The organism is Vreelandella indica (assembly GCF_037070225.1).
Classification (GTDB): domain Bacteria; phylum Pseudomonadota; class Gammaproteobacteria; order Pseudomonadales; family Halomonadaceae; genus Vreelandella; species Vreelandella arctica.
Map to the genome: position 1 here is coordinate 53,916 of NZ_JBANSO010000024.1, position 18,993 is coordinate 72,908.

The 18,993-nt window shown below is 56.4% G+C and carries 17 protein-coding genes and 1 rRNA gene; 6 read left to right on the forward strand and 12 right to left on the reverse strand.

What is annotated here, in order from left to right; genetic code table 11:
- Positions 1-741 precede the first annotated feature (741 nt).
- The 5 genes from V8L71_RS15925 to dksA all read right to left on the reverse strand — a co-directional run bounded on the left by V8L71_RS15925 (position 742) and on the right by dksA (position 6,687).
- The gene (locus tag V8L71_RS15925) at positions 742-2,130 is read right to left on the reverse strand and encodes a sigma-54-dependent transcriptional regulator (RefSeq protein ID WP_336274725.1); all 1,389 of its coding nucleotides are present in this window, start codon (positions 2,128-2,130) and stop codon (positions 742-744) included.
- Positions 2,108-5,056, reverse strand: a complete 2,949-nt coding sequence (locus V8L71_RS15930) for an ATP-binding protein (RefSeq protein ID WP_336274726.1) — start codon at positions 5,054-5,056, stop codon at positions 2,108-2,110. The genes V8L71_RS15925 and V8L71_RS15930 overlap by 23 nt, the downstream gene beginning before the upstream one ends.
- Positions 5,046-5,222, reverse strand: coding sequence for a hypothetical protein (locus V8L71_RS15935; RefSeq protein WP_198556006.1), 177 nt, complete (start codon positions 5,220-5,222; stop codon positions 5,046-5,048). Before V8L71_RS15935 ends, V8L71_RS15930 begins: the two co-directional genes overlap by 11 nt.
- A 1-nt stretch (position 5,223) precedes the next feature.
- Entirely contained in the window at positions 5,224-6,135 is a 912-nt protein-coding gene (gene gluQRS / locus V8L71_RS15940; protein WP_336274727.1) for a tRNA glutamyl-Q(34) synthetase GluQRS, read from the reverse strand.
- A 114-nt stretch (positions 6,136-6,249) separates the two neighbouring features.
- On the reverse strand, positions 6,250-6,687 hold the full coding sequence (gene dksA / locus V8L71_RS15945; RefSeq protein ID WP_008958813.1) for an RNA polymerase-binding protein DksA: 438 nt from the start codon (positions 6,685-6,687) through the stop codon (positions 6,250-6,252).
- Positions 6,688-6,902: 215 nt separating this feature from the next.
- Between dksA and V8L71_RS15950 the strand changes: the two genes are divergently transcribed.
- On the forward strand, positions 6,903-8,063 hold the full coding sequence (locus V8L71_RS15950; protein ID WP_336274728.1) for an aminotransferase class I/II-fold pyridoxal phosphate-dependent enzyme: 1,161 nt from the start codon (positions 6,903-6,905) through the stop codon (positions 8,061-8,063).
- The gene (gene sfsA / locus V8L71_RS15955) at positions 8,063-8,791 is read left to right on the forward strand and encodes a DNA/RNA nuclease SfsA (RefSeq protein ID WP_336274729.1); all 729 of its coding nucleotides are present in this window, start codon (positions 8,063-8,065) and stop codon (positions 8,789-8,791) included. Before V8L71_RS15950 ends, sfsA begins: the two co-directional genes overlap by 1 nt.
- Before the next feature lie 152 nt (positions 8,792-8,943).
- Here the strand turns inward: sfsA and V8L71_RS15960 are convergent, their stop codons facing one another.
- From V8L71_RS15960 to V8L71_RS15985, 6 genes are all read right to left on the reverse strand, one after another.
- Entirely contained in the window at positions 8,944-9,405 is a 462-nt protein-coding gene (locus V8L71_RS15960) for a DUF4426 domain-containing protein (protein ID WP_336274730.1), read from the reverse strand.
- A gap of 39 nt (positions 9,406-9,444) precedes the next feature.
- Positions 9,445-10,038 (reverse strand): methionine biosynthesis protein MetW, encoded by a 594-nt coding sequence (metW, locus tag V8L71_RS15965; protein WP_008958817.1) that lies wholly within the window; start codon positions 10,036-10,038, stop codon positions 9,445-9,447.
- Complete coding sequence (gene metX / locus V8L71_RS15970; RefSeq protein WP_336274731.1) at positions 10,038-11,234, reverse strand: homoserine O-succinyltransferase MetX; 1,197 nt, start codon at positions 11,232-11,234, stop codon at positions 10,038-10,040. The genes metW and metX overlap by 1 nt, the downstream gene beginning before the upstream one ends.
- Before the next feature lie 69 nt (positions 11,235-11,303).
- On the reverse strand, positions 11,304-11,897 hold the full coding sequence (locus tag V8L71_RS15975; protein WP_176304286.1) for a YggT family protein: 594 nt from the start codon (positions 11,895-11,897) through the stop codon (positions 11,304-11,306).
- Positions 11,898-11,966: 69 nt separating this feature from the next.
- Entirely contained in the window at positions 11,967-12,791 is an 825-nt protein-coding gene (proC, locus tag V8L71_RS15980; protein WP_336274732.1) for a pyrroline-5-carboxylate reductase, read from the reverse strand.
- A gap of 54 nt (positions 12,792-12,845) precedes the next feature.
- Positions 12,846-13,562: a YggS family pyridoxal phosphate-dependent enzyme gene (locus V8L71_RS15985; protein WP_176304284.1), complete on the reverse strand. Its 717-nt coding sequence runs from the start codon at positions 13,560-13,562 to the stop codon at positions 12,846-12,848.
- 32 nt (positions 13,563-13,594) lie between these two features.
- On the opposite strand from V8L71_RS15985, the gene V8L71_RS15990 reads away from it, so the two are divergent.
- Together V8L71_RS15990 and V8L71_RS15995 are read left to right on the forward strand one after the other, a co-directional pair.
- Positions 13,595-14,638, forward strand: coding sequence for a type IV pilus twitching motility protein PilT (locus tag V8L71_RS15990; protein ID WP_336274733.1), 1,044 nt, complete (start codon positions 13,595-13,597; stop codon positions 14,636-14,638).
- Positions 14,631-15,806, forward strand: coding sequence for a PilT/PilU family type 4a pilus ATPase (locus tag V8L71_RS15995; protein ID WP_336274734.1), 1,176 nt, complete (start codon positions 14,631-14,633; stop codon positions 15,804-15,806). Before V8L71_RS15990 ends, V8L71_RS15995 begins: the two co-directional genes overlap by 8 nt.
- Positions 15,807-15,827: 21 nt before the next feature.
- Here the strand turns inward: V8L71_RS15995 and V8L71_RS16000 are convergent, their stop codons facing one another.
- Positions 15,828-16,967 carry an anhydro-N-acetylmuramic acid kinase gene (locus V8L71_RS16000; RefSeq protein WP_336274735.1) on the reverse strand — a complete coding sequence of 380 codons (1,140 nt, stop codon included), beginning with the start codon at positions 16,965-16,967 and terminating at the stop codon, positions 15,828-15,830.
- Between the two features lie 145 nt (positions 16,968-17,112).
- Here V8L71_RS16000 and tyrS point away from each other — a divergent pair, with 145 nt between their 5' ends.
- Both tyrS and V8L71_RS16010 read left to right on the forward strand, forming a co-directional pair.
- A complete protein-coding gene (gene tyrS, locus V8L71_RS16005; RefSeq protein WP_240719278.1) occupies positions 17,113-18,312 on the forward strand; it encodes a tyrosine--tRNA ligase in 1,200 nt (399 codons plus the stop codon).
- A 469-nt stretch (positions 18,313-18,781) separates the two neighbouring features.
- Positions 18,782-18,993: ribosomal RNA gene (locus V8L71_RS16010) — 16S ribosomal RNA — on the forward strand; the annotation flags it as partial.

An 18,993-nucleotide genomic window follows, 5' to 3' on the forward strand; every position in this document is an offset into this window, starting at 1 on the left:
GACACTAACGTGTATAAACTCAAGTCTCAGACACGGAAAAGGGAGGCTAAGAGAGCCTCCCCTATTAAGCAATTAATCAGCGTCCATGCTGCTGTTTTTCTTCATGATGGCACATCGCCCTGAATACGCACCGCAGTCGGTAGGCGTAAGGATCACGATAGTTCCGACCGCCTCGTATTCAAAACAATAATCCAACCGCGAACTATTCTCCCCCCGGGGAATTATTATTGGCGCCGGGGTGTACACACTGACTGCTATTGTTGTTGTTAGGATGCAAATTGTTGTGTACGTCGCGTCCTTTCGGGCTACTTGCTAATTTTATTTTTGTTTGCGGCGCCTGTGTTGCCTGCGCCAGCAAGTAATGAGACTCAAGCCTGTTGTTCTTGTTAGTACCTTTATCTCTACCTGGCCCTGTTGTTTTTGCTATGGCTCAGGTTGGGGCGAGGTCGTGTTGTTTTTGTTGGTGACCTACCGCTATGCCCAGTTTGTTTTTCTTACCCAGTAATACTGCAGACGGTGTGCCACCTATTGGATAAATTATAAATTTCAAAAGGTTGGCGTTTTTTGAAATAAAGAGGAACTTTGCGGCTCGAGAAGTGTTACCCCTTTTGCGGCCGTTTATGCACGTTGTTGTGTGGGAAGGTAACAGTGCCGATGTCGCCGCGAATAGATAATTTCTTATTTAAATCAGTGTATTAGACGATAGTCTTAGGTGGATGCTTAAAGCCGTTTCCTAAGCCTTTAGCCTGGGCGACGAGCGGTTTTTTTACGCGGTATACCAAGCCGCTGGCGCCGTTCCCAGAGGTTTTTCCGGCTGATACCAAGTTTTTGCGCCAGCTCGGTTTCACTCATTTGATCCTGATGTTCGAGCACAAAGTGCTGAAAGTAATCTTCTAAAGAGAGGTCATCTTCATTCTCTTCAGCGATTTTGTCTGGGCTGCCCCCGGTAGGCGAGGTGCTATTGGAGGGTGCATGAGGGCGAGCAGTAATGGGCGCCAGGCCCAAGTCATCCGGGTGGATCAAGTGTCCTTCAGCAAGAATCACCCCGCGTTCCAGGGCGTTCTCCAGCTCACGTACATTGCCCGGCCAAGGGTAGTCGCGTAGGTCTTGGCGGGCTGCACGGGATAGGCGCAGCCCCGTGCGTTCGTGACGCTTACACGCCTTATCGAGCAGAATATCGGCGATCTCCAGCACATCATCTTCACGCTCGCGAAGCGGCGGCAGCTCGATCTGCATCACGTTCAGGCGGTAATAAAGATCGAGGCGGAACTCGCCGGTTTTTGACAGTGCGCGCAGGTCGCGATGGGTCGCGGCAATCAAGCGGACGTTAACGTGGCGGGTTTCTACCGAGCCAATTTTACGGATTTCACCCTCTTGCAGCACGCGTAACAGACGCGCCTGGGCATCCAGCGGTAGCTCGCCAATCTCATCAAGGAACAGTGTGCCGCCATCGGCGGCTTCCACCAAGCCGGTGCGCGCCGCGCTGGCGCCGGTAAAGGCGCCTTTTTCGTGCCCAAACAGTTCGGATTCAATCAGCGTTTCGGGAATCGCCGCACAGTTCACGCTGATGAGCGGCGCTTTGGCCCGCTTGCTTTGTTGGTGAATAGCACGTGCCACGAGCTCTTTGCCGGTGCCCGACTCGCCTAGAATCAAGACGGTGACATCCGCTGGTGCGGTTTTACGAATGCGGGTGTAAACCTGCTGCATGGCAACGCAGTTGCCGATCATGGTTTGTCGTCCACCACCTGCATCAGTGATATCCGGCGGCGGACTCTGCTGGTTTGACTGCTTGTGCAGGATCCGCTCAACGGTTTCCAGCAGCTCGGCATGGTCAAACGGCTTAGCAACGTAGTCCACGGCGCCCAGTTTGAGCGCCTCCACTGCAGAGCGCATGCTGGCGTAGCTGGTCATGATCAGCACCGGCACAGGGGCTGATGTGGCAATTAAGGAAGTGCCTGGCTCGCCCGGTAAGCGCAAGTCGCTGATGATGAGATCAAACCCTGTGAGTTCAAGCAGGCAGGCCTCCTCAGCACTGCCTGCTTCGCTGACCGTATAGTCGTGGCGTTCCAGCAGGCGCTTTAACGCGCTGCGAATTATGGCTTCATCTTCAACAATCAGAATCCTTGGCATGAGCTGGCTGATCATCCTGTTGGTAAAGCGGCAGCCATAACGTAATGGCAGTGCCGCGAGGCTGTCCGGGCGGTGGCGAGGCCACGTCTATTTTACCCTGGTGCTCGTTGATAATCTGATAAGCCAGTGAAAGCCCCAGGCCAGTGCCTTCACCTGCTGGCTTAGTGGTAGTAAAGGGCTCAAATAAGTGGTCGCGCACCCGAGGATCAATCCCCTGACCGTTGTCCGTTATCCGCCACCAGGCGAGCTGGTCATCGCACCCGGCGTCAATATGCACTAGCCCGCCTTGGCCGCAGGCATCTCGAGCATTGCTAAGTAAATTGACCATGACCTGGGTTAACCGCTGAGCATCGCCGCGAACCACCAAATCGTCGGGCGTTTCATTGGTTAAGGTAACATCCTCTCCCGAGCGGGCGAGGTGGATCAAGTGCAGCGCATCTTCACTAATCGATGAAAGCGTGACAGGCGAGGCGGGAAGCGGAACCGCTTGGCGACCGCCGTGCGCAAAGCCGACCAGTGAATTGACGATTTTGGTCACCCGTTGGGTCAACTGCTGAATTTGATCAGCTGTTTCCAATAACGCAGGGTCGTCGGTGTCGTAGCGTAGGTTCTGGGCCAACGACGAGATGCCGGTAATCGGGTTGCCGATTTCATGGGCGACCCCGGCGGCTAACTGGCCAATCGAGGCGAGCCGCGCGGCATGCACCAGCTCATCTTCCAGCCACTTCATCTCGGTATGGTCTTCAATCAAAATTACACTACCACCACGGCTGTCGTGGCCGCTGAGAATGGCTTTGTGCAGCGTCAGGAAGTAATCCTTGCCGTGTAGTGTGACGGCCTGTTTGTAGAGTGGCGTTGACGTTGTATCGAGCACGCTGCCCAGCAAACTTGGCCACGGGGCGGGCAGGCTGTCGCGACGTGAGCCGATCACACTTTCACCGCTAATGCCTGAAAGTTGTGAGAGCGCCTGGTTCCACATCAGCAGCTCATCGTCATCGCCCAGCACGCACAGCCCCACCGGTAAATAGGCCAGGGTTTGGCGGTGATGACGGCGCAAGCCGTCGAGTTCGCGGGCTAACCCTGTCAGCCGCGAGCGGTAGGCTTCCAGGCGGCTTTCGACAAAGTGAATGTCATCGGTTTCAGGCGCATCGTCGTGGCGATAGGGCAGGTAGCGATCGACGATGTCCCGCGCTACCGAAGGCCCCATCAACCCAGAAAGATTGGCCTGAATGCGGTCGCGTAAACGACGCAGCGCGTAGGGGCGTCGCTCTTGAGGGGTTAAGTTAAGTGCTTTCAAGGCGCGGGCGACTTCACGACTGGCAGCTTCATCGCCAAGTGCCTGGGCTAAGTGGGTGGAAAAGTCGCTAGCGGTGGCGGCTTCTAATGGGAAGCGTTTGGAGCGGATCACCGCGTCCACTGAGCACGCCTCCGCGGCGGATTGTTCCCCTTCAGAGATACGCGTAAACAGCGAGATCACAATCAGCAGCAAAATATTGACGGCGAGCGATACCAGCGTGACGTTGTACCACAGCGGCGCATCGGCAGCCGTGAACGGAGTGAAGAGCAGCACCGGCGGAGGCAGTGAAAGCATAAGCGGCAGCCACAATCCCCACAGCCAGATACTGACGCCTGCGACCAAGCCAACAATCATGCCTTTACGATTAGCGCCAGGCCAATAGAGCAGCGCCAGCATCCCAGGCAGGCACTGGGCCATGCCTACAAAGGCTGCCAGCCCCAGACCAATTAAGCCGTGGTAGCGGCCTACCCATTGATAAAACAGCCAGCCACCGATAATCACCGCAACGACTAAGCCACGTCGCAGCCATAGTAGCCAACCATAGAGGTCACTGCGTGCTTCAGGCGGTCTTGCCACCAGCACAATGTGGTTGAGCACCATGCCCGACAGCGCCAGTGCAATCATGATCATGGTGCCGCTGGCGGCAGCCAGGCCGCCGATAAACGCCAGCGCGCCGACCCACCAATGCTCGGTCATCAGAAAAGCGGCGTAGGCCGCGATGGGGATGTCGGTACTCACTGACTGCGCGGCCCACCAGATCAGCGGCACGGGCAGCGCCATTAGCAGAAGAAACAGCGGCAGCGTCCAGCTGGCTTGTAGCAGGGTGTGCCGCGACAGGCTTTCCGCGAAGCTGATATGAAATAGGTGCGGCATCATAAACGCAGCGGCGAAGAACAGTAGCAGTAGGGTTCGCCACTGGGCCGGGTCAAGTTTGGGCGTCTGCTGTTGAAGAACGGCCCCAGGGCCCTCCAACCACAGCTGAAGATCACCGGGGCCGTCAAATACCATCCACAGGGCCACCGCACCGAGCCCGAGCATGGCCAGAAGTTTAACGATGGATTCAAAGGCGATAGCGCTGAGCAGCGTGTCGTGCCGGCCATGGGATTGGCTATGGCGGGCGCCAAATATCACGGCGAAAGCGGCAATGATGATGCAAAAAAGCAGCGCAATACTGCCACCTGCTTGGCTAGCCGTCATGATGTCGATGGCATCACTCAAGGTTTGTACTTGAATACCCAGTAGTGGCAGTACGGCTAACAGGCTGACTAACGTCACCAGCGTGCCCGCCCACCGCGAACGAAAGCGAAAGGCAAATAGGTCTGCAAGCGACGTTAATTGGTAGGTACGGGTGATGCGCTGGATCGGCACTAGCAGTACCGGAGCCAGCAAAAAAGCACCCGCCGCGCCCAGGTAGTAGGCAAGGTAGCCAAACCCCGCATTGGCAGCCATTTCTACGCTGCCGTAGATTGCCCAGGCGCTGGCATAAACACCCAAGGCAAGAGTGTAAACAATGGGGTGGCGAGTAATATGCACTGGCACCCAGCCACGCTCTACCGCAAAACCGCAGCCAAACAGCAGCGCCAGGTAACCCAGCCCAAGCAGTAGGACGCCGACTATTTCAACGTTCATCAAGCTTCCTCTTCTGCTCCAGCCAGAGCGTTAACGCAATCAAGCCGCCCCATATCGCAAATGGCCGGTACCAGGCAGAGTCAGGGTCACTCCAGCCATTCATCAGCAGTGGCGAGAGCAGGTAGCCGCCAAACACCAAAAACAGCATGATGCGATAGACGTACATATCAATCTCCTGATGAATGTAAAGAGGGAGTTAAGCGGTGTGCCGTAGGCCTTAGCCGCGCCAATGACCAGTTCGCTACTGCCCAGTGTAACTGAGTCGCCGGGGGCTCGGAGGCAAGTTCCTGGGGTGGCGCTTGATCAAGCGCTTCCAGCGCTTGAAAGAGCTGCTGGCGCACTTTCTGCTCGTCTTCTGCCAGGGCCGGAGCCAGGTTTTGCTTTGAGAGCTTTTGCCCTTCAGCGGTAACGACGAGCGGCAAGTGCAGGTAGCGCGGCTGCGGCAGTTGAAGCGCGTTCTGTAGTTGACGCTGCCAAGGGGTGTTGTCGAGCAAATCGAGCCCGCGTACCACATCGGTAATCTGCTGCTCGGCGTCATCCACTACCACGGCGAGCTGATACGCCCATAGGCCATCTTTGCGCTTTAATACCACATCGCCGAGTTCAGCCGGGTCAAACTTCTGTTCGCCGAACAGCCGGTCTTGCCAGCGGATAGGGCACTCGCCGCAGTCGCTGCGTAGCCGCCAGGCCACCGGTTTATTTGCATCACAAACGCCATTACGGCACCAGCCAGGGTAAATATTAAACGCCTGCCATTGCTTACGCGAACAGCTGCAGGGGTAGGCAAGATCTAGCTGTATCAGCCGATCTAAAGCGTGTTGATAAGCATCGCCACGGGTGTGCTGCCAGATGACCTCCTCGTCCCATTCAAGACCAAAGGTTTCCAGCTGGCGCAAAATTGTGCTCGCCGCACCTTCAGGGCAACGGGGTGGGTCGATATCTTCAATACGCACCAGCCACTGCCCATCGGACGCGCGGGCATCTAGATAGCTGCCTAGGGCGGCGACCAGTGAGCCAAAGTGCAGCGGGCCAGAGGGCGTGGGCGCAAAGCGGCCACGATAGCGAGCAAAATTATTCATAGTAGCGTCGTTGTTAGGAAAGGCCTGGCTATTCAAATAAGCCGTGCAAAAAAGTCATTAACAAAAACGGGCACCCTAAGGTGCCCGCGTTCTAATAGAACGTTCTTTTAGCGCTCAGCCGCCGAGCTGTTTTTCTTTCAGTTCTGCCAAGGTTTTGCAATCCACGCACAGCGTAGCGGTGGGGCGAGCTTCTAAACGACGGATGCCGATTTCAACGCCGCAGGCTTCGCAGAAACCGTAATCGTCATCATCGATATTATCCAACGTCTCGTTAATTTTCTTGAGCAGCTTACGCTCGCGATCCCGGGTGCGCAGTTCCAGGCTAAAGCCCTCTTCCTGGGTAGCGCGGTCGGCGGGGTCGGCGTAGTTATTCGCATCTTCCTGCAGGTGGCGTACGGTACGATCCACCTCTTCCATGAGATCCTGTTTCCAATCCAGCAGCAGCTGACGGAAGTGCGCTAGCTGCTGCTCGTTCATATACTCCTCACCCGGCGCTGGCTCATACGGGGTGAAGGACTTGGACGCTTCCGTTTTCTTTTCTGCTACTGGCATGGGACTGCCCCTTACATATGTGACTACTGATCGACCATGAGCGTATGTCACGATCTCACGCCAAAGGGATGCTTGTTTAGCTGAAAAATTGCTGGTTTGCAAGCATAATGGTGAGCTTTCTACGATTGTTTGATCTTGAATATGACTAGCGCCATGTTTTAGTTAGCTTTTCAATATTTGTTCAGTTTCAAAAATGATTAGATGAAGGAGCCGTTATGGCCTGGAATTCACGTGTCGATCACGTTGCCCCTTTTCGGGTCATGCATTTGCTGGAAATGGCCCAGGCGCGGGAAGCCGTCGGCCACGATGTGATTCATTTAGAAGTCGGTGAGCCGGATTTTGCTACCCCAGAGCCGATTATAGCCGCCGGGCAGCAGGCGCTGGCCAGTGGTCATACTCGTTATACCCCCGCGGCAGGGTTACCCGCACTGCGTGAAGCAATTGCTGGGCACTATGCTGAGCACTTTAACGCCACGGTAGATCCAGCGCGTATTTTGGTAACGCCCGGTGCATCAGGCGCACTGCTGCTGGCGAGCCAGCTATTGGTTGAAACGGGCTCGCGGGTGCTGATGGCCGACCCTAACTACCCCTGCAACCGTCACTTTATGGCGTTAGCTGGCGCTGAAATCGATGCGGTATCCGTGGGGCGTGATAGTGGCTGGCAATTGGATGCAGCCTTGGTGGCGCAGCATTGGCGTGAGAAGACGAGCCTGGCGATGCTGGCATCGCCCTCTAATCCCACCGGCCATACGTTGAGCGCGACACAGCTTTCGGCAGTTCTGGCGGCCGTCGCCGAGCGCGAAGGCGAGGTGATCGTCGATGAGATTTATCAGGGCCTTAACTACGACGATGCGCCGCTCTCGGCGACGTCGCTCTCAGACAGTGCTTTTGTGGTGAATAGCTTCTCAAAGTATTTCGGCATGACCGGCTGGCGCCTGGGCTGGCTGGTGGCGCCCAAGCATGCGGTAGAGCCATTAACTCGACTGGCGCAGAATATGTTCCTTGCCGCGCCAACGCCGTCGCAGCATGCCGCGCTGGCAGCCTTTACGCCGGAATGCCGTGGGATTCTCGAACAGCGCCGTGAAACTCTGAAAGAGCGCCGTCAGGTGCTATTGAGAGGCTTGGCGAGCTTAGGGCTGGCGCCGGATCTACCGCCCCAAGGGGCGTTCTATTTATGGCTGGATATCTCCCGCTACAGCCGCGATAGCCAATCCTTCTGTGAGCGCCTGCTGCTGGAAGAGAACGTGGCTATTACCCCCGGTATTGATTTTGCCGTGCGTGGTGGCGAACACCATGTGCGCATTGCCTTCACCAATGATGTGGCCCGCCTGGAAGAGGCAGTGGCGCGGATTGCCCGCTTTGTGGGCAGGTTGTGATGCTGGGCTATCCAGCGCTTGTATCGGGCATACTGCTCAAGCGCTATAAACGATTTCTTGCCGATGTTTTGTTAGATGATGGCCGCGAGGTGGTTGCGCACTGCCCCAATACCGGTTCGATGAAAGCAGTGAACGTGCCAGGATGCCGAGTGTGGCTGTCACCTAGCGATAACCCTAAGCGCAAGTTGGCCTGGACCTGGGAGTTTATCGAACTCCCGCAAGCTGATGGGCAGGTGGCGTTCGCCTCGGTGCATACCGGCCGGGCCAATCGCATTGTTGAAGCGGCGCTGGAGGCGGGGGCTTTGGCGCCGTTAGCAGGCTATGCCACCTTGCGCCGGGAAGTGAAAGTAGCCGGTGCCCGCCTCGATTTTAGACTGGATGATCCAGAACGGGGGCGGGCGTATATTGAGGTGAAGCAGGTCACCCTGAAAGAGGAGGATGGCCACGGCTACTTTCCGGACTCGGTAAGCGTGCGCGGCACCAAGCATCTGCATTCGCTGCGGTTACTGGCGGAGCAGGGTGAACGGGCAGTGCTACTGTTTTGTGTTGCCCACGAAGGCATTGCTGACGTCGCCGCCGCTGCGCATATTGATGCGACGTACGCAGCGGCTCTGTCGGAGGCCGCGGCCAGCGGTGTGGAAGTGCTGGCCTATGGAATTGTCGTGGAGCGAGAGAAGGGAACCCCTACGGGTGTACGGTTAGCCCGTCAACTATCTGTGCGGCTGTAGATAGAGTAAGTTTGGTGTATGGCCAGCGGCCGTGGGTAGTTGTAAGTAAGGGTCTTTCGCCATGGATGGCGAAAGTAGCGCCCAAGGACGGGTCTACAGCGCCCTTGCGTCAATCTATTCACGGCCCCTTTCGAGATTTATACAGGTGTGGCTTAGCGATCAATATAAAAACGCTGAATAAAGTTCACCGGTTCGGGAGCGGCGTTGCGGTCATAGCGCACGCTTAACTCGAAGCGCATGCTTTCATCTTCACGCATTGTGAAAGGCGCCAGATGGTAGGTGGCGTCGCCGTCATGAACGGTGCGAAAACTGAGGGATTCCTGAACCCCGGTTAAGCCGCTCACATGGCCCTGCACGCTGGCATTGACGGCGCGAGTACTGCCATCCTCCTGGCGCTCACGCACGCTAACATTGACCAAGCCGCGGTTGGCGCTGCGTTGGAGGTTGTTCGCTTGGGCCACCTCTGGAGTCAAAAAGCTGCTGCTCACCGCGCTGTAGTGAATCTCGTAATCGCCTACCCGGGCGAACTGTTCCGCGTAGGCAGCCGTCGTGGCAAAAATAGTGGCGAAGAGCGTGCCGACAAGAGCGGCACTGATCATTAATCTGCGGAACATGTCGTGGCTCCTTGGGTTACGTTTAAACGCAATGAAAATCTAACGTCGGCGAACGCGGAAAATGGCAATTTCACCAAACAGATTGGGCCATAGACGTGATTTCCAGTGGCCTTGATGGTCCCCGACGCCCACCGCACGATCAACAATCATTAGACCCTTCTCACGGCATAGATGCTCAAAGTCATTGAATGTCGACAGGTGGATATTAGGCGTGTCGTACCAGGCATGTGGCAGCGACTTGGAGACCGGCATATAGCCGCGCAGACCTAAATGAACACGGTGACGCCAGTAGGCGAAGTTGGGGAAGGTGATAATGCCCTCTTCGGCGACCCGCAACATTTCATCCAGCATCTTATCGGGGCGGCGCAGCGCCTGCAGCGCCTGGGTCATGATGACTTGGTCATAGCTGTTATCGCAAAAGCTGCTCAAGCCGTCGTCCAGGTTATGCTCAATCACGCTGACGCCGCGTGCCACGCAGGCATTAATACCGTCATGGTCGATCTCCAGGCCATAGCCCGTCACGCCTTTATTACGTGCCAAGGTCTCCAGCAGTTCCCCATCGCCGCAGGCAAGATCGAGCACGTGTGCCCCTTTAGGCACCCAGTCGTAAATCAGTTCAAGATCGGCGCGCATCATGGCGTCTCCTCCGCGCCCGTTGGGATGAGATTGAGCTCGCGGGCTGCACGGTTCATAAAGGCGCTGACGATAGCATCGTAGCGTGGCTCTGAGAGTAAGAAAGCATCGTGCCCGTGGGGCGACTCAATGTTGGCGTAGCTCACCGACTTGCCTGCACGGGTGAGGGCGTCGACCAGCTCTCGCGAGCGCGAGGGCGGGAAGCGCCAGTCGGTGGTAAAGCTGACAATCAGAAACGGACACTGCGCTGGCGCCAGCGCCTGGGCAAAGTCGCCGCCCTGAGTGGCCGCGGGGTCAAAGTAGTCCAGCGCCTTGGTCATCAGCAGGTAGGTGTTGGCATCGAAGGCGGTGGAAAAGGTGTCGCCCTGATAACGCAGATAGGACTCCACCTGGAACTCAACGTCAAAGCCGAAGTTGAGATCATCGCTACGCAGGTCGCGGCCAAACTTGCTGCCCATGGCGTCTTCTGACAGATAGGTGATATGTCCTACCATGCGCGCCAGCTTAAGCCCGCGTTTGGGCACGGTATCGTGCTCGGCGTACCAGCCGTCGTAAAACTCAGGATCTGAGCGAATCGCCTGGCGAGCCACTTCGTTAAAGGCGATATTCTGTGCCGAGAGCCGGGGCGTTGCGGCAATCACCACTGCATTGGCGACCCGCTCCGGATACGTCATTGTCCACTGCATGACTTGCATGCCACCCAGGCTGCCACCGACGGCTGCAGCCCAGCGCTCAATGCCCAGTTGGTCGGCAAGCCGCGCTTGGCTAGCTACCCAATCGCTCACTGTCACCATGGGGAATTCCGGCCCCCATTGGCGGCCGGTCTCGGGATTGTGGCTGACCGGCCCGGTGCTGCCGTGGCAGCCACCGAGGTTATTCAGCGAGACAACAAAAAAGCGATTGGTATCGATCGCTTTGCCGGGGCCAATATGGGCATCCCACCAGCCGGGCTTGCGATCGTCCTCGCTATGGTAGCCCGCCGCGTGGTGGTGGCCGGAAAGCGCATGGCAAATCAGCACGGCGTTGCTGCGCTCAGCGTTCAGCGTGCCGTAAGTTTCGTAAATCAGCTCATAGGCAGGCAGCACTTTGCCACACGCAAGTGCGAGGGGCGTGTCGAAGCGTGCTACGTGCGGAGTGACAAGGCCGACGGATGTCGCCGGCCGGTCTGCAAAGGCAAGAGTGTCTGAATCAGGCATTGAAGGCGCTAGTCCTGCTGAAGGTTTGCGACTGAATGGATCTTGCTAAATAGGCCCTGGCCGTCGGCATCACAACCCAACCAGCGCGCCGGAAATGCCCGCCGCACGAATCATTGAGCCGACCACCAAACCATCGATCAGGTTAATGGCAATAAACACCACGATGGGCGAAAGGTCGATCATGCCCAGCGATGGAACCACTTTGCGCACCGGGGCCATAATCGGCTCTACCAGTTGCATTACCAGCAGCGCACCTGGATGGCTGGCGTTAGGCGCTACCCAGCTCAAGATGATCATGACAATCATGGCGAAGAAGTAGATTTTTAAAATCGCATTCGCCAAGGCCGCCACGCCCGCGATCAGCAGGCCAGGAATTGGCGGCATGCCAACGCCAATGACCATGAAAATGGCGACAATGCTGACGACTTTCAAGACAAAGCCTGCCGCCAACGTGGCGAGATCAAAACGACCAGCAACGGGACCTAAAAAGCCCTGAAACAGACCTACTACCGGCTGGGTGATTTTGACTACCGACTGGCTTAACGGGTTGTAGTAATCCGCCCGCGACGCTTGCAGCAGAAAGCGCAGCATCAGTAAAAAAAGGTAAATATTGATGAGGGTATTTACCAGCATTAACCCTGCACTGCCCAATTCATTGCCCATTATTATGTCTCCTTGATGATTCGTTGCGAGGCGGTGGCGTTACTGAACCGTTATTTCAGTACTGTTATGTCACTTTCCGCTCAGTTCCTTAGCCATTGCCTGGGCGCGATCGGCACATGCCTGCATGGCGTCGGCAATCGTGGTGCGCAATTGTGCCTCTTCCATGTGTTGAATGGCACGTTCAGTGGTGCCGCCCGGCGACATTACATTCTGTTTCAGCGTGGCCGGGTCTTTATCACTCTGTTGCGCCATCGTAGCGGCACCCAGTGCGGTTTGAATAGCGAGGCGACGCGCGGTGGCGGCAGGCAGGCCGAGTTTAACTGCGGCTTCTTCCATGGCTTCGAACATCAGAAAGAAATAGGCCGGGGCACTGCCGGAAACGGCGGTCACCGCATCTAACAGGGTTTCCTCTTCCACCCATTCGACAATGCCGACCGCTTCCATTAGCTGGGTGGCCGCGTCGCGCTGGTCATCGCTTACTTTCGCATTGGCGTAGAGGCCGCTGGCGCCGTAGCCAACCAGCGAAGGCGTATTGGGCATGCAGCGAACCATAGCGTTATTGCCACCTAGCCACTGGTCAATAGTGCTGGCATCCAGGCCAGCAGCAATCGAGATAACCAATGGCCGCTGGCGCTGAACGCTGTCACGCAGCGCTTCGCATACGGTGCGCATGATTTGTGGCTTCACCGCCAGTACCACCACATCGGCCTCAGCCACCGCCGCATTGTTGTCGGTGTCGGTATTGATGCCCAAGCGTTGTTTAATCGATGCCAGTTCACTGTCATTCGGCGCGGTGGCGGTAATAGTAGAAGGCGCGACGCCGCTGTCGATGAGGCCGCCGATAATGGCGCTGGCCATATTGCCAGCCCCAATGAAGGTAATTTTATTCGCCATACCAGGTGTCCTTAAGTAAAAATATGTTCAGTGTAAAGGTAGGCGACTGAACGCCTAGGCCGATTGGCGGGCGCCGAAAATCGCGGTGCCTAACCTTACCAGCGTGGCACCTTCCAGTACCGCCGCTTCTAAATCGTCGCTCATGCCCATTGAAAGTGTATCAAGGGGGGCATTCGGCAAGCTGCTCTGTAGGGAGGCTAACGCCTCGCGCAGCGCTGCCAATGGCTGGCGCTGAGCATCTACGCCTTGCGCCGGGGCGGGAATCGCCATTAAGCCGCGCAAGTGCAGGTTGGGCAGTGTGGCGACTTCTTTGGCCAACTCCTCTAGTTCTTCCGGCAGCACACCGGCTTTGCTCTCTTCGCGGCTGATATTAACCTGCAGGCAGATATTCAGCGGTGCAAGGTGCGTGGGCCGCTGTTCGCTGAGGCGCTTGGCAATTTTTAGACGATCAACGCTGTGCACCCAATCAAAGTGCTCGGCGACCGCGCGGGTCTTGTTGGACTGCAGCGGCCCAATGAAATGCCATACAATGTCGTCAAGATCAGCAAGCTCAGCCTGCTTCCCTAGCGCTTCTTGCAAATAGTTTTCACCAAATTCACGCTGGCCTAACTGCCAAACTTGGCGAATCATTGCCGCTGGTTTGGTTTTGCTGACTGCCAGTAGTTTGGCGTCATCCTGAGTGCGCCCTGCATTCTCTAGCGCTTTACGCAGGCGTTCACGTGCCTGACCGTATGAATAGTCAAGTGACTCGTTAAGCGCGATGTCTGTCATACTCAAGCACCTTACCGCAGCTGGGAAGAGAGATGGATATTACCGAACTGCTAGCATTCTCGGCAAAGCAGAATGCCTCTGACTTGCACCTTTCGGCCGGTTTGCCGCCCATGATACGTGTTGATGGCGATATTCGTCGGCTCAATGTGCCCGCCATTGATAATAATGATGTACGTAAACTCATCTACGACATCATGAATGATCGCCAGCGACGCGACTACGAAGAGCACCTGGAAATTGATTTTTCCTTTGAGCTGCCAGGCGTGGCGCGTTTTCGCGTCAACGTTTTTACCCAAGCGCGCGGGGCGGGAGCGGTCTTTCGCACCATTCCCAACCAAGTACTCTCCATGCAAACCCTGGGGCTAGGTGAAGTATTTGAGCGTTTGGCGATGTTGCCGCGGGGCTTGGTACTGGTGACGGGGCCAACGGGCTCGGGCAAAAGCACCACCCTGGCTGCGATGATCGATTATATAAACGATCATCGTTACGAGCATATTCTGACCATCGAAGACCCCGTGGAGTTTGTGCATGCCAGCAAGCGTTGTTTGATCAATCAGCGCGAAGTGCACCGCGATACCCATAGCTTTGCCGATGCGCTGCGTAGCGCGCTGCGTGAAGACCCGGATGTCATTCTAGTCGGTGAGCTGCGTGATCTTGAAACTATCCGCCTGGCACTGACCGCCGCCGAGACGGGGCACTTGGTACTGGGCACGCTACACACCACGTCGGCCGCTAAAACCGTTGACCGCATCATTGATGTCTTTCCCGGCGAAGAGAAAGCCATGGTGCGTTCAATGCTGTCCGAATCGCTCCAGGCGGTGGTGTCGCAATCACTGCTTAAACGTCAGGGAGGCGGACGTGTGGCGGCGCATGAAATCCTCATCGCCACTTCGGCAGTACGCAACTTGATTCGTGAAGACAAGGTGGCGCAGATGTATTCGTCCATTCAAACCGGTGGCAGCCTGGGCATGCAAACCCTGGATGCCGCGCTTTCCCGGTTAGTGAAAGACGGTACGGTGAGTTTGGAAGAGGCGCAGCTGAGTGCGAAGGGAACGCTGTCGATGAAGGATGAATAAGGAGCATAGCGTGCCAGATGCCCAACTTTCGCCCACCCAGTGGCTGCATCAACTACTCGATATTATGGTCGAGCAAAACGCCTCTGACCTGCTGATTTCAGTGGGCGCGCCGCCCAGCCTGAAAATGTCGGATGGGCTGGTGCCGTTGGGTCAGCAGCGCTTAACCGCTCATCAGGTCAATGAACTGGTTACCCATGCCTTGCCGGAAGGGTTGCGTGAGCGGTTTGCCAGCGAGCATGAGGCTAACTTTGCGCTGAGTCGCGAGGGCAAAGGGCGTTTTCGGGTTAGTGCGTTTCAGCAGCGCAATCAAATGGCCATGGTGGTGCGCAGTATTGCTATAGACATCCCTAAGCTGGAAACGCTGGGGGTGCCCACGCAATTGGCCGCATTGGCCCAGGCCAAGCGCGGGCTGGTGCTAGTGGTGGGCGGTACCGGAACGGGGAAGTCGACGACACTGGCGGCGATGATTCAGCAGCGCAACGAAACCGTTGGCGGCCATATCATCAGCATCGAAGACCCCATTGAGTACCTGCACCCGCACAAGCGCGCTATCGTCAATCAGCGTGAGGTGGGGATCGATACCGAATCATTTGAGGTGGCGCTCAAAAATACCCTGCGCCAGGCGCCGGATGTGATTCTGATTGGTGAAATCCGCACCCGGGAAACCATGGAACACGCGCTGACCTTTGCTGAAACCGGCCACCTGTGTCTGGCAACGCTGCACGCCAATAACGCCAATCAGGCGTTGGAGCGCATCATTCATTTTTTCCCCCATGAACGCCATGAGCAGATATGGATGGATCTTTCGTTGAATCTGCGTGCGGTCGTTGCTCAGCAACTGCTGCCCACGCTTGCGGGTGGGCGCCGTGCAGCCATTGAGATCATGCTGCAGTCGCCGCGCATTGCCGACTTGATCCGTAAAGGGGAGGTCGCCGAGATTAAAGCAGCGATGGCCAAGTCCCGCGATGCTGGCATGCAAACCTTTGATCAGGCGCTGCATGACCTGCATCAGGCGGGGCAGATCAGCAGAGAGGTGGCCATGGCCCACGCCGACTCGGCTAACGACCTGCGCATGCTGCTCAACGTCAGTGACGCCAGAGCGCGTAACCTCTCGCTGGATGAACAGGTGCCGAGTCATTTAAGCCTGCGCGATGGCGATGATTACTAAGTGTTAGCAACGCAGCATAAGCTATGCAGCATAAATACCACCCAGCACCCGCAGGCCCTGCGCACCGGTGACCGAAGGCAAGTTGCCAGGCAGGTGATTCAATCGCTGATGAGCCAGCCAGGCAAAGGCGCCGGCTTCTATCCAGTCTTCAGGCCAGCCATACGCTGATGGCGAAGTCAGCGTGGCGCGAGGCAGGTGATGGGCAAGGCGCTGCATTAAGTAGCCGTTGTGAGCACCGCCGCCAGCGGTGATCAGCGTGAGCGGGCCGTCATCGATCCGCAGTTGTTCAATCCCCTGGGCGACACTGAAGGCCGTAAGTTCAGCTAACGTCGCCTGCACATCGGCGGCGGCTTCCTGACCGCTAAGATATTTTTGTAGCCAATCCATATGAAATAGCTCTCGTCCTGTACTTCTTGGCGGCGGCTGCTGGAAAAACGGTTCGGATAACAATCGAGCTAACAGCTCCTGATCTACTTCTCCGCTCGCGGCCCAATTGCCGTTCTGATCAAAGCGGCCGCCCTGATGCAGGGCAAACCAGCCATCCAGCAACACATTTGCGGGCCCGGTATCAAAACCAATCACTGGATCGGTCGGCTGGCTAGAAAGCCAGGTGAGGTTGGCAAAGCCGCCCAGGTTAAGCACTAATTGATGCAAGTCTGATCGCCCAAACAGCGCCTGATGAAAGGCCGGTGCCAATGGGGCAGCCTGGCCCCCTGCAGCAAGGTCTCGGCGTCGGAAGTCGGCTACTACCGTGCAGCTTGTGAGTTCCGCCAACAGGCTGGGGTTGTCCAGCTGTAAGGTATAGCTCGGGCCGCCGTCGTGGCCTGCAGGGGCGTGTTCTACAGTTTGGCCGTGGCTGCCGATGGCGCTGATCTGTTCTACGCCCACTGAAAGGGGGGCTAATAGGCGTTGTACGGCGCGGGCTTGGCATTGGCAAAACGCGTGCTCCGCTGCTGCGAGCTGGGCAAAGCTCGCCTGTTCTGCATGGCACAGCGTGAGCAGCTGGCGATGCAGGTCATCTGGCATGGGTTCGGCATGGGTGGCCAATAGGCGCGGCGGCGATTCATTTTCAATAGCGATAAGTGCCGCATCAATACCGTCCAGACTAGTGCCGGACATCAGGCCAATATAGTAAAGCGGCGAAGCGTTAGGCGTTTTCATAAGCAAACTCGTACAAAGCGGGGCTGAGGCTAAACCAGGGTCAGCGCTAAACCAAGGCTCAACCAAGGCGAACGAGCATGGTAACATCGTCGGTTATTTATCACCTGAGCCCGGTATGGGCGGTTCTTTATAGTGGAGAGAGGCAATGAGTGAGGTGGATCAGGCTTTAGCGCTGTTATCGCGCGGTACGCATGAAATCCTGGTAGAGGATGAGTTGAAAAAGAAGCTGGCTTCAGGCCGCAAACTGCGTATTAAAGCGGGTTTTGATCCCACAGCCCCTGACCTGCACCTGGGGCATAGCGTGTTGCTGACCAAAATGCGCCAGTTCCAGGACTTGGGGCACACGGTTATCTTTTTGATCGGCGATTTCACCGGTCGTATTGGTGACCCCACCGGTAAGAACGTGACGCGCAAACCGCTCACCGAAGAGGACGTGAAAGCCAACGCCGAAACTTACAAAGAGCAGGTGTTTAAAATCCTCGACCCTGAAAAGACCGAGGTACGTTTTAACGCCGAATGGTTTAGCGAGCTCACCGCCGCCAAAATGATCGAGTTGGCCGCCCAAAGCACCGTTGCCCGTATGCTGGAACGGGACGACTTTGAAAAGCGCTATAAGGCCAATCAGTCCATTGCTATTCACGAATTTCTCTACCCACTGGTACAAGGCTACGACTCGGTAGCGCTTGAGGCGGACGTGGAACTGGGCGGCACCGACCAGAAGTTCAACCTGCTAATGGGGCGTGAGATTCAAAAGCACTTCGGCCAGGAACCCCAGGTGGTCATTACCATGCCGCTGTTGGAAGGTTTAGACGGCGTGCAGAAGATGTCGAAGTCCTTGGGCAACTACATTGGTGTCGATGAAGCGCCGGGTTCGATGTTCAACAAACTGGTCTCCATGCCGGATAGCTTAATGTGGCGCTACTTTGAGTTGCTCTCTTTGAAATCGAACGAAGAGATCGACGCGCTTCAGCAGAGCGTTGAGCAGGGCGCGAACCCACGGGATATAAAGATGGAGCTGGCGCGGGAGCTGATTGCTCGTTACCACGGCGATGAAGCAGCGGCCAATGCGCACAAGTCTGCGGGTAATCAGCTAGCTGATGGCGAACTCCCAGAAGATCTGCCGGAAGTCACGGTCGATTTCGAAGGCAGCGAGCAAGCGCCCATTGCGGCAGTGCTTAATAGAGCAGAGCTTGCGAACAACAGCGCCCAAGCCAAAGATATGCTGGGTAATGGCCGGGTCAAGGTCGACGGCGACGTCGTTGCCAAAGACACCATGCTGGCAACAGGTAAGAGCTATGTCATTCAGGCTGGCAAGAAACGTTACGCCCGTGTGACGCTTATTTGAACTTTCTGTGCTTATTTTTCACCACAGCCCTTGCCAACCCGGCCGCGAAACCGTAAAGTACGCATCCGCTGCCGGGGACGCCAAGCGTTACCAGCGGTGAATAAGGTGTAAAAGCCTTGGTTTGTCAAGAAGTTAGCGCAAGTTTCATCGCTCGCTTCACCCGCTAAACACAGCGGTTGACAACCACCAGGAAATGCGTAGAATACGCCTTCCTCGCTGAGGCAAGCCAAGTCAACGGCAAGCCGGTTACTTTCACAGTAACCATGACAGCGAAACAGCTCTTTAACAATTTGATCAGGTAATTCATGTGGGCGCTTGCTGACGTTAGTGACAAATCACTAAATATCAAGGCAAGCGGTCATGACAATGTAAATTGAAATGAATTCGTTTGAACCTTGAGCCAAGTTTGATCCGCTTTTGCTGCCTTCGGCTAGTTCGTAGGTAAGCGAGTAAGGATCACAATGATTGTAAACTGAAGAGTTTGATCATGGCTCAGATTGAACGCTGGCGGCAGGCCTAACACATGCAAGTCGAGCGGTAACAGATCTAGCTTGCTAGATGCTGACGAGCGGCGGACGGGTGAGTAATGCATAGGAATCTGCCCGGTAGTGGGGGATAACCTGGGGAAACCCAGGCTAATACCGCATACGTCCTACGGGAGAAAGGGGGCTCCGGCTCCCG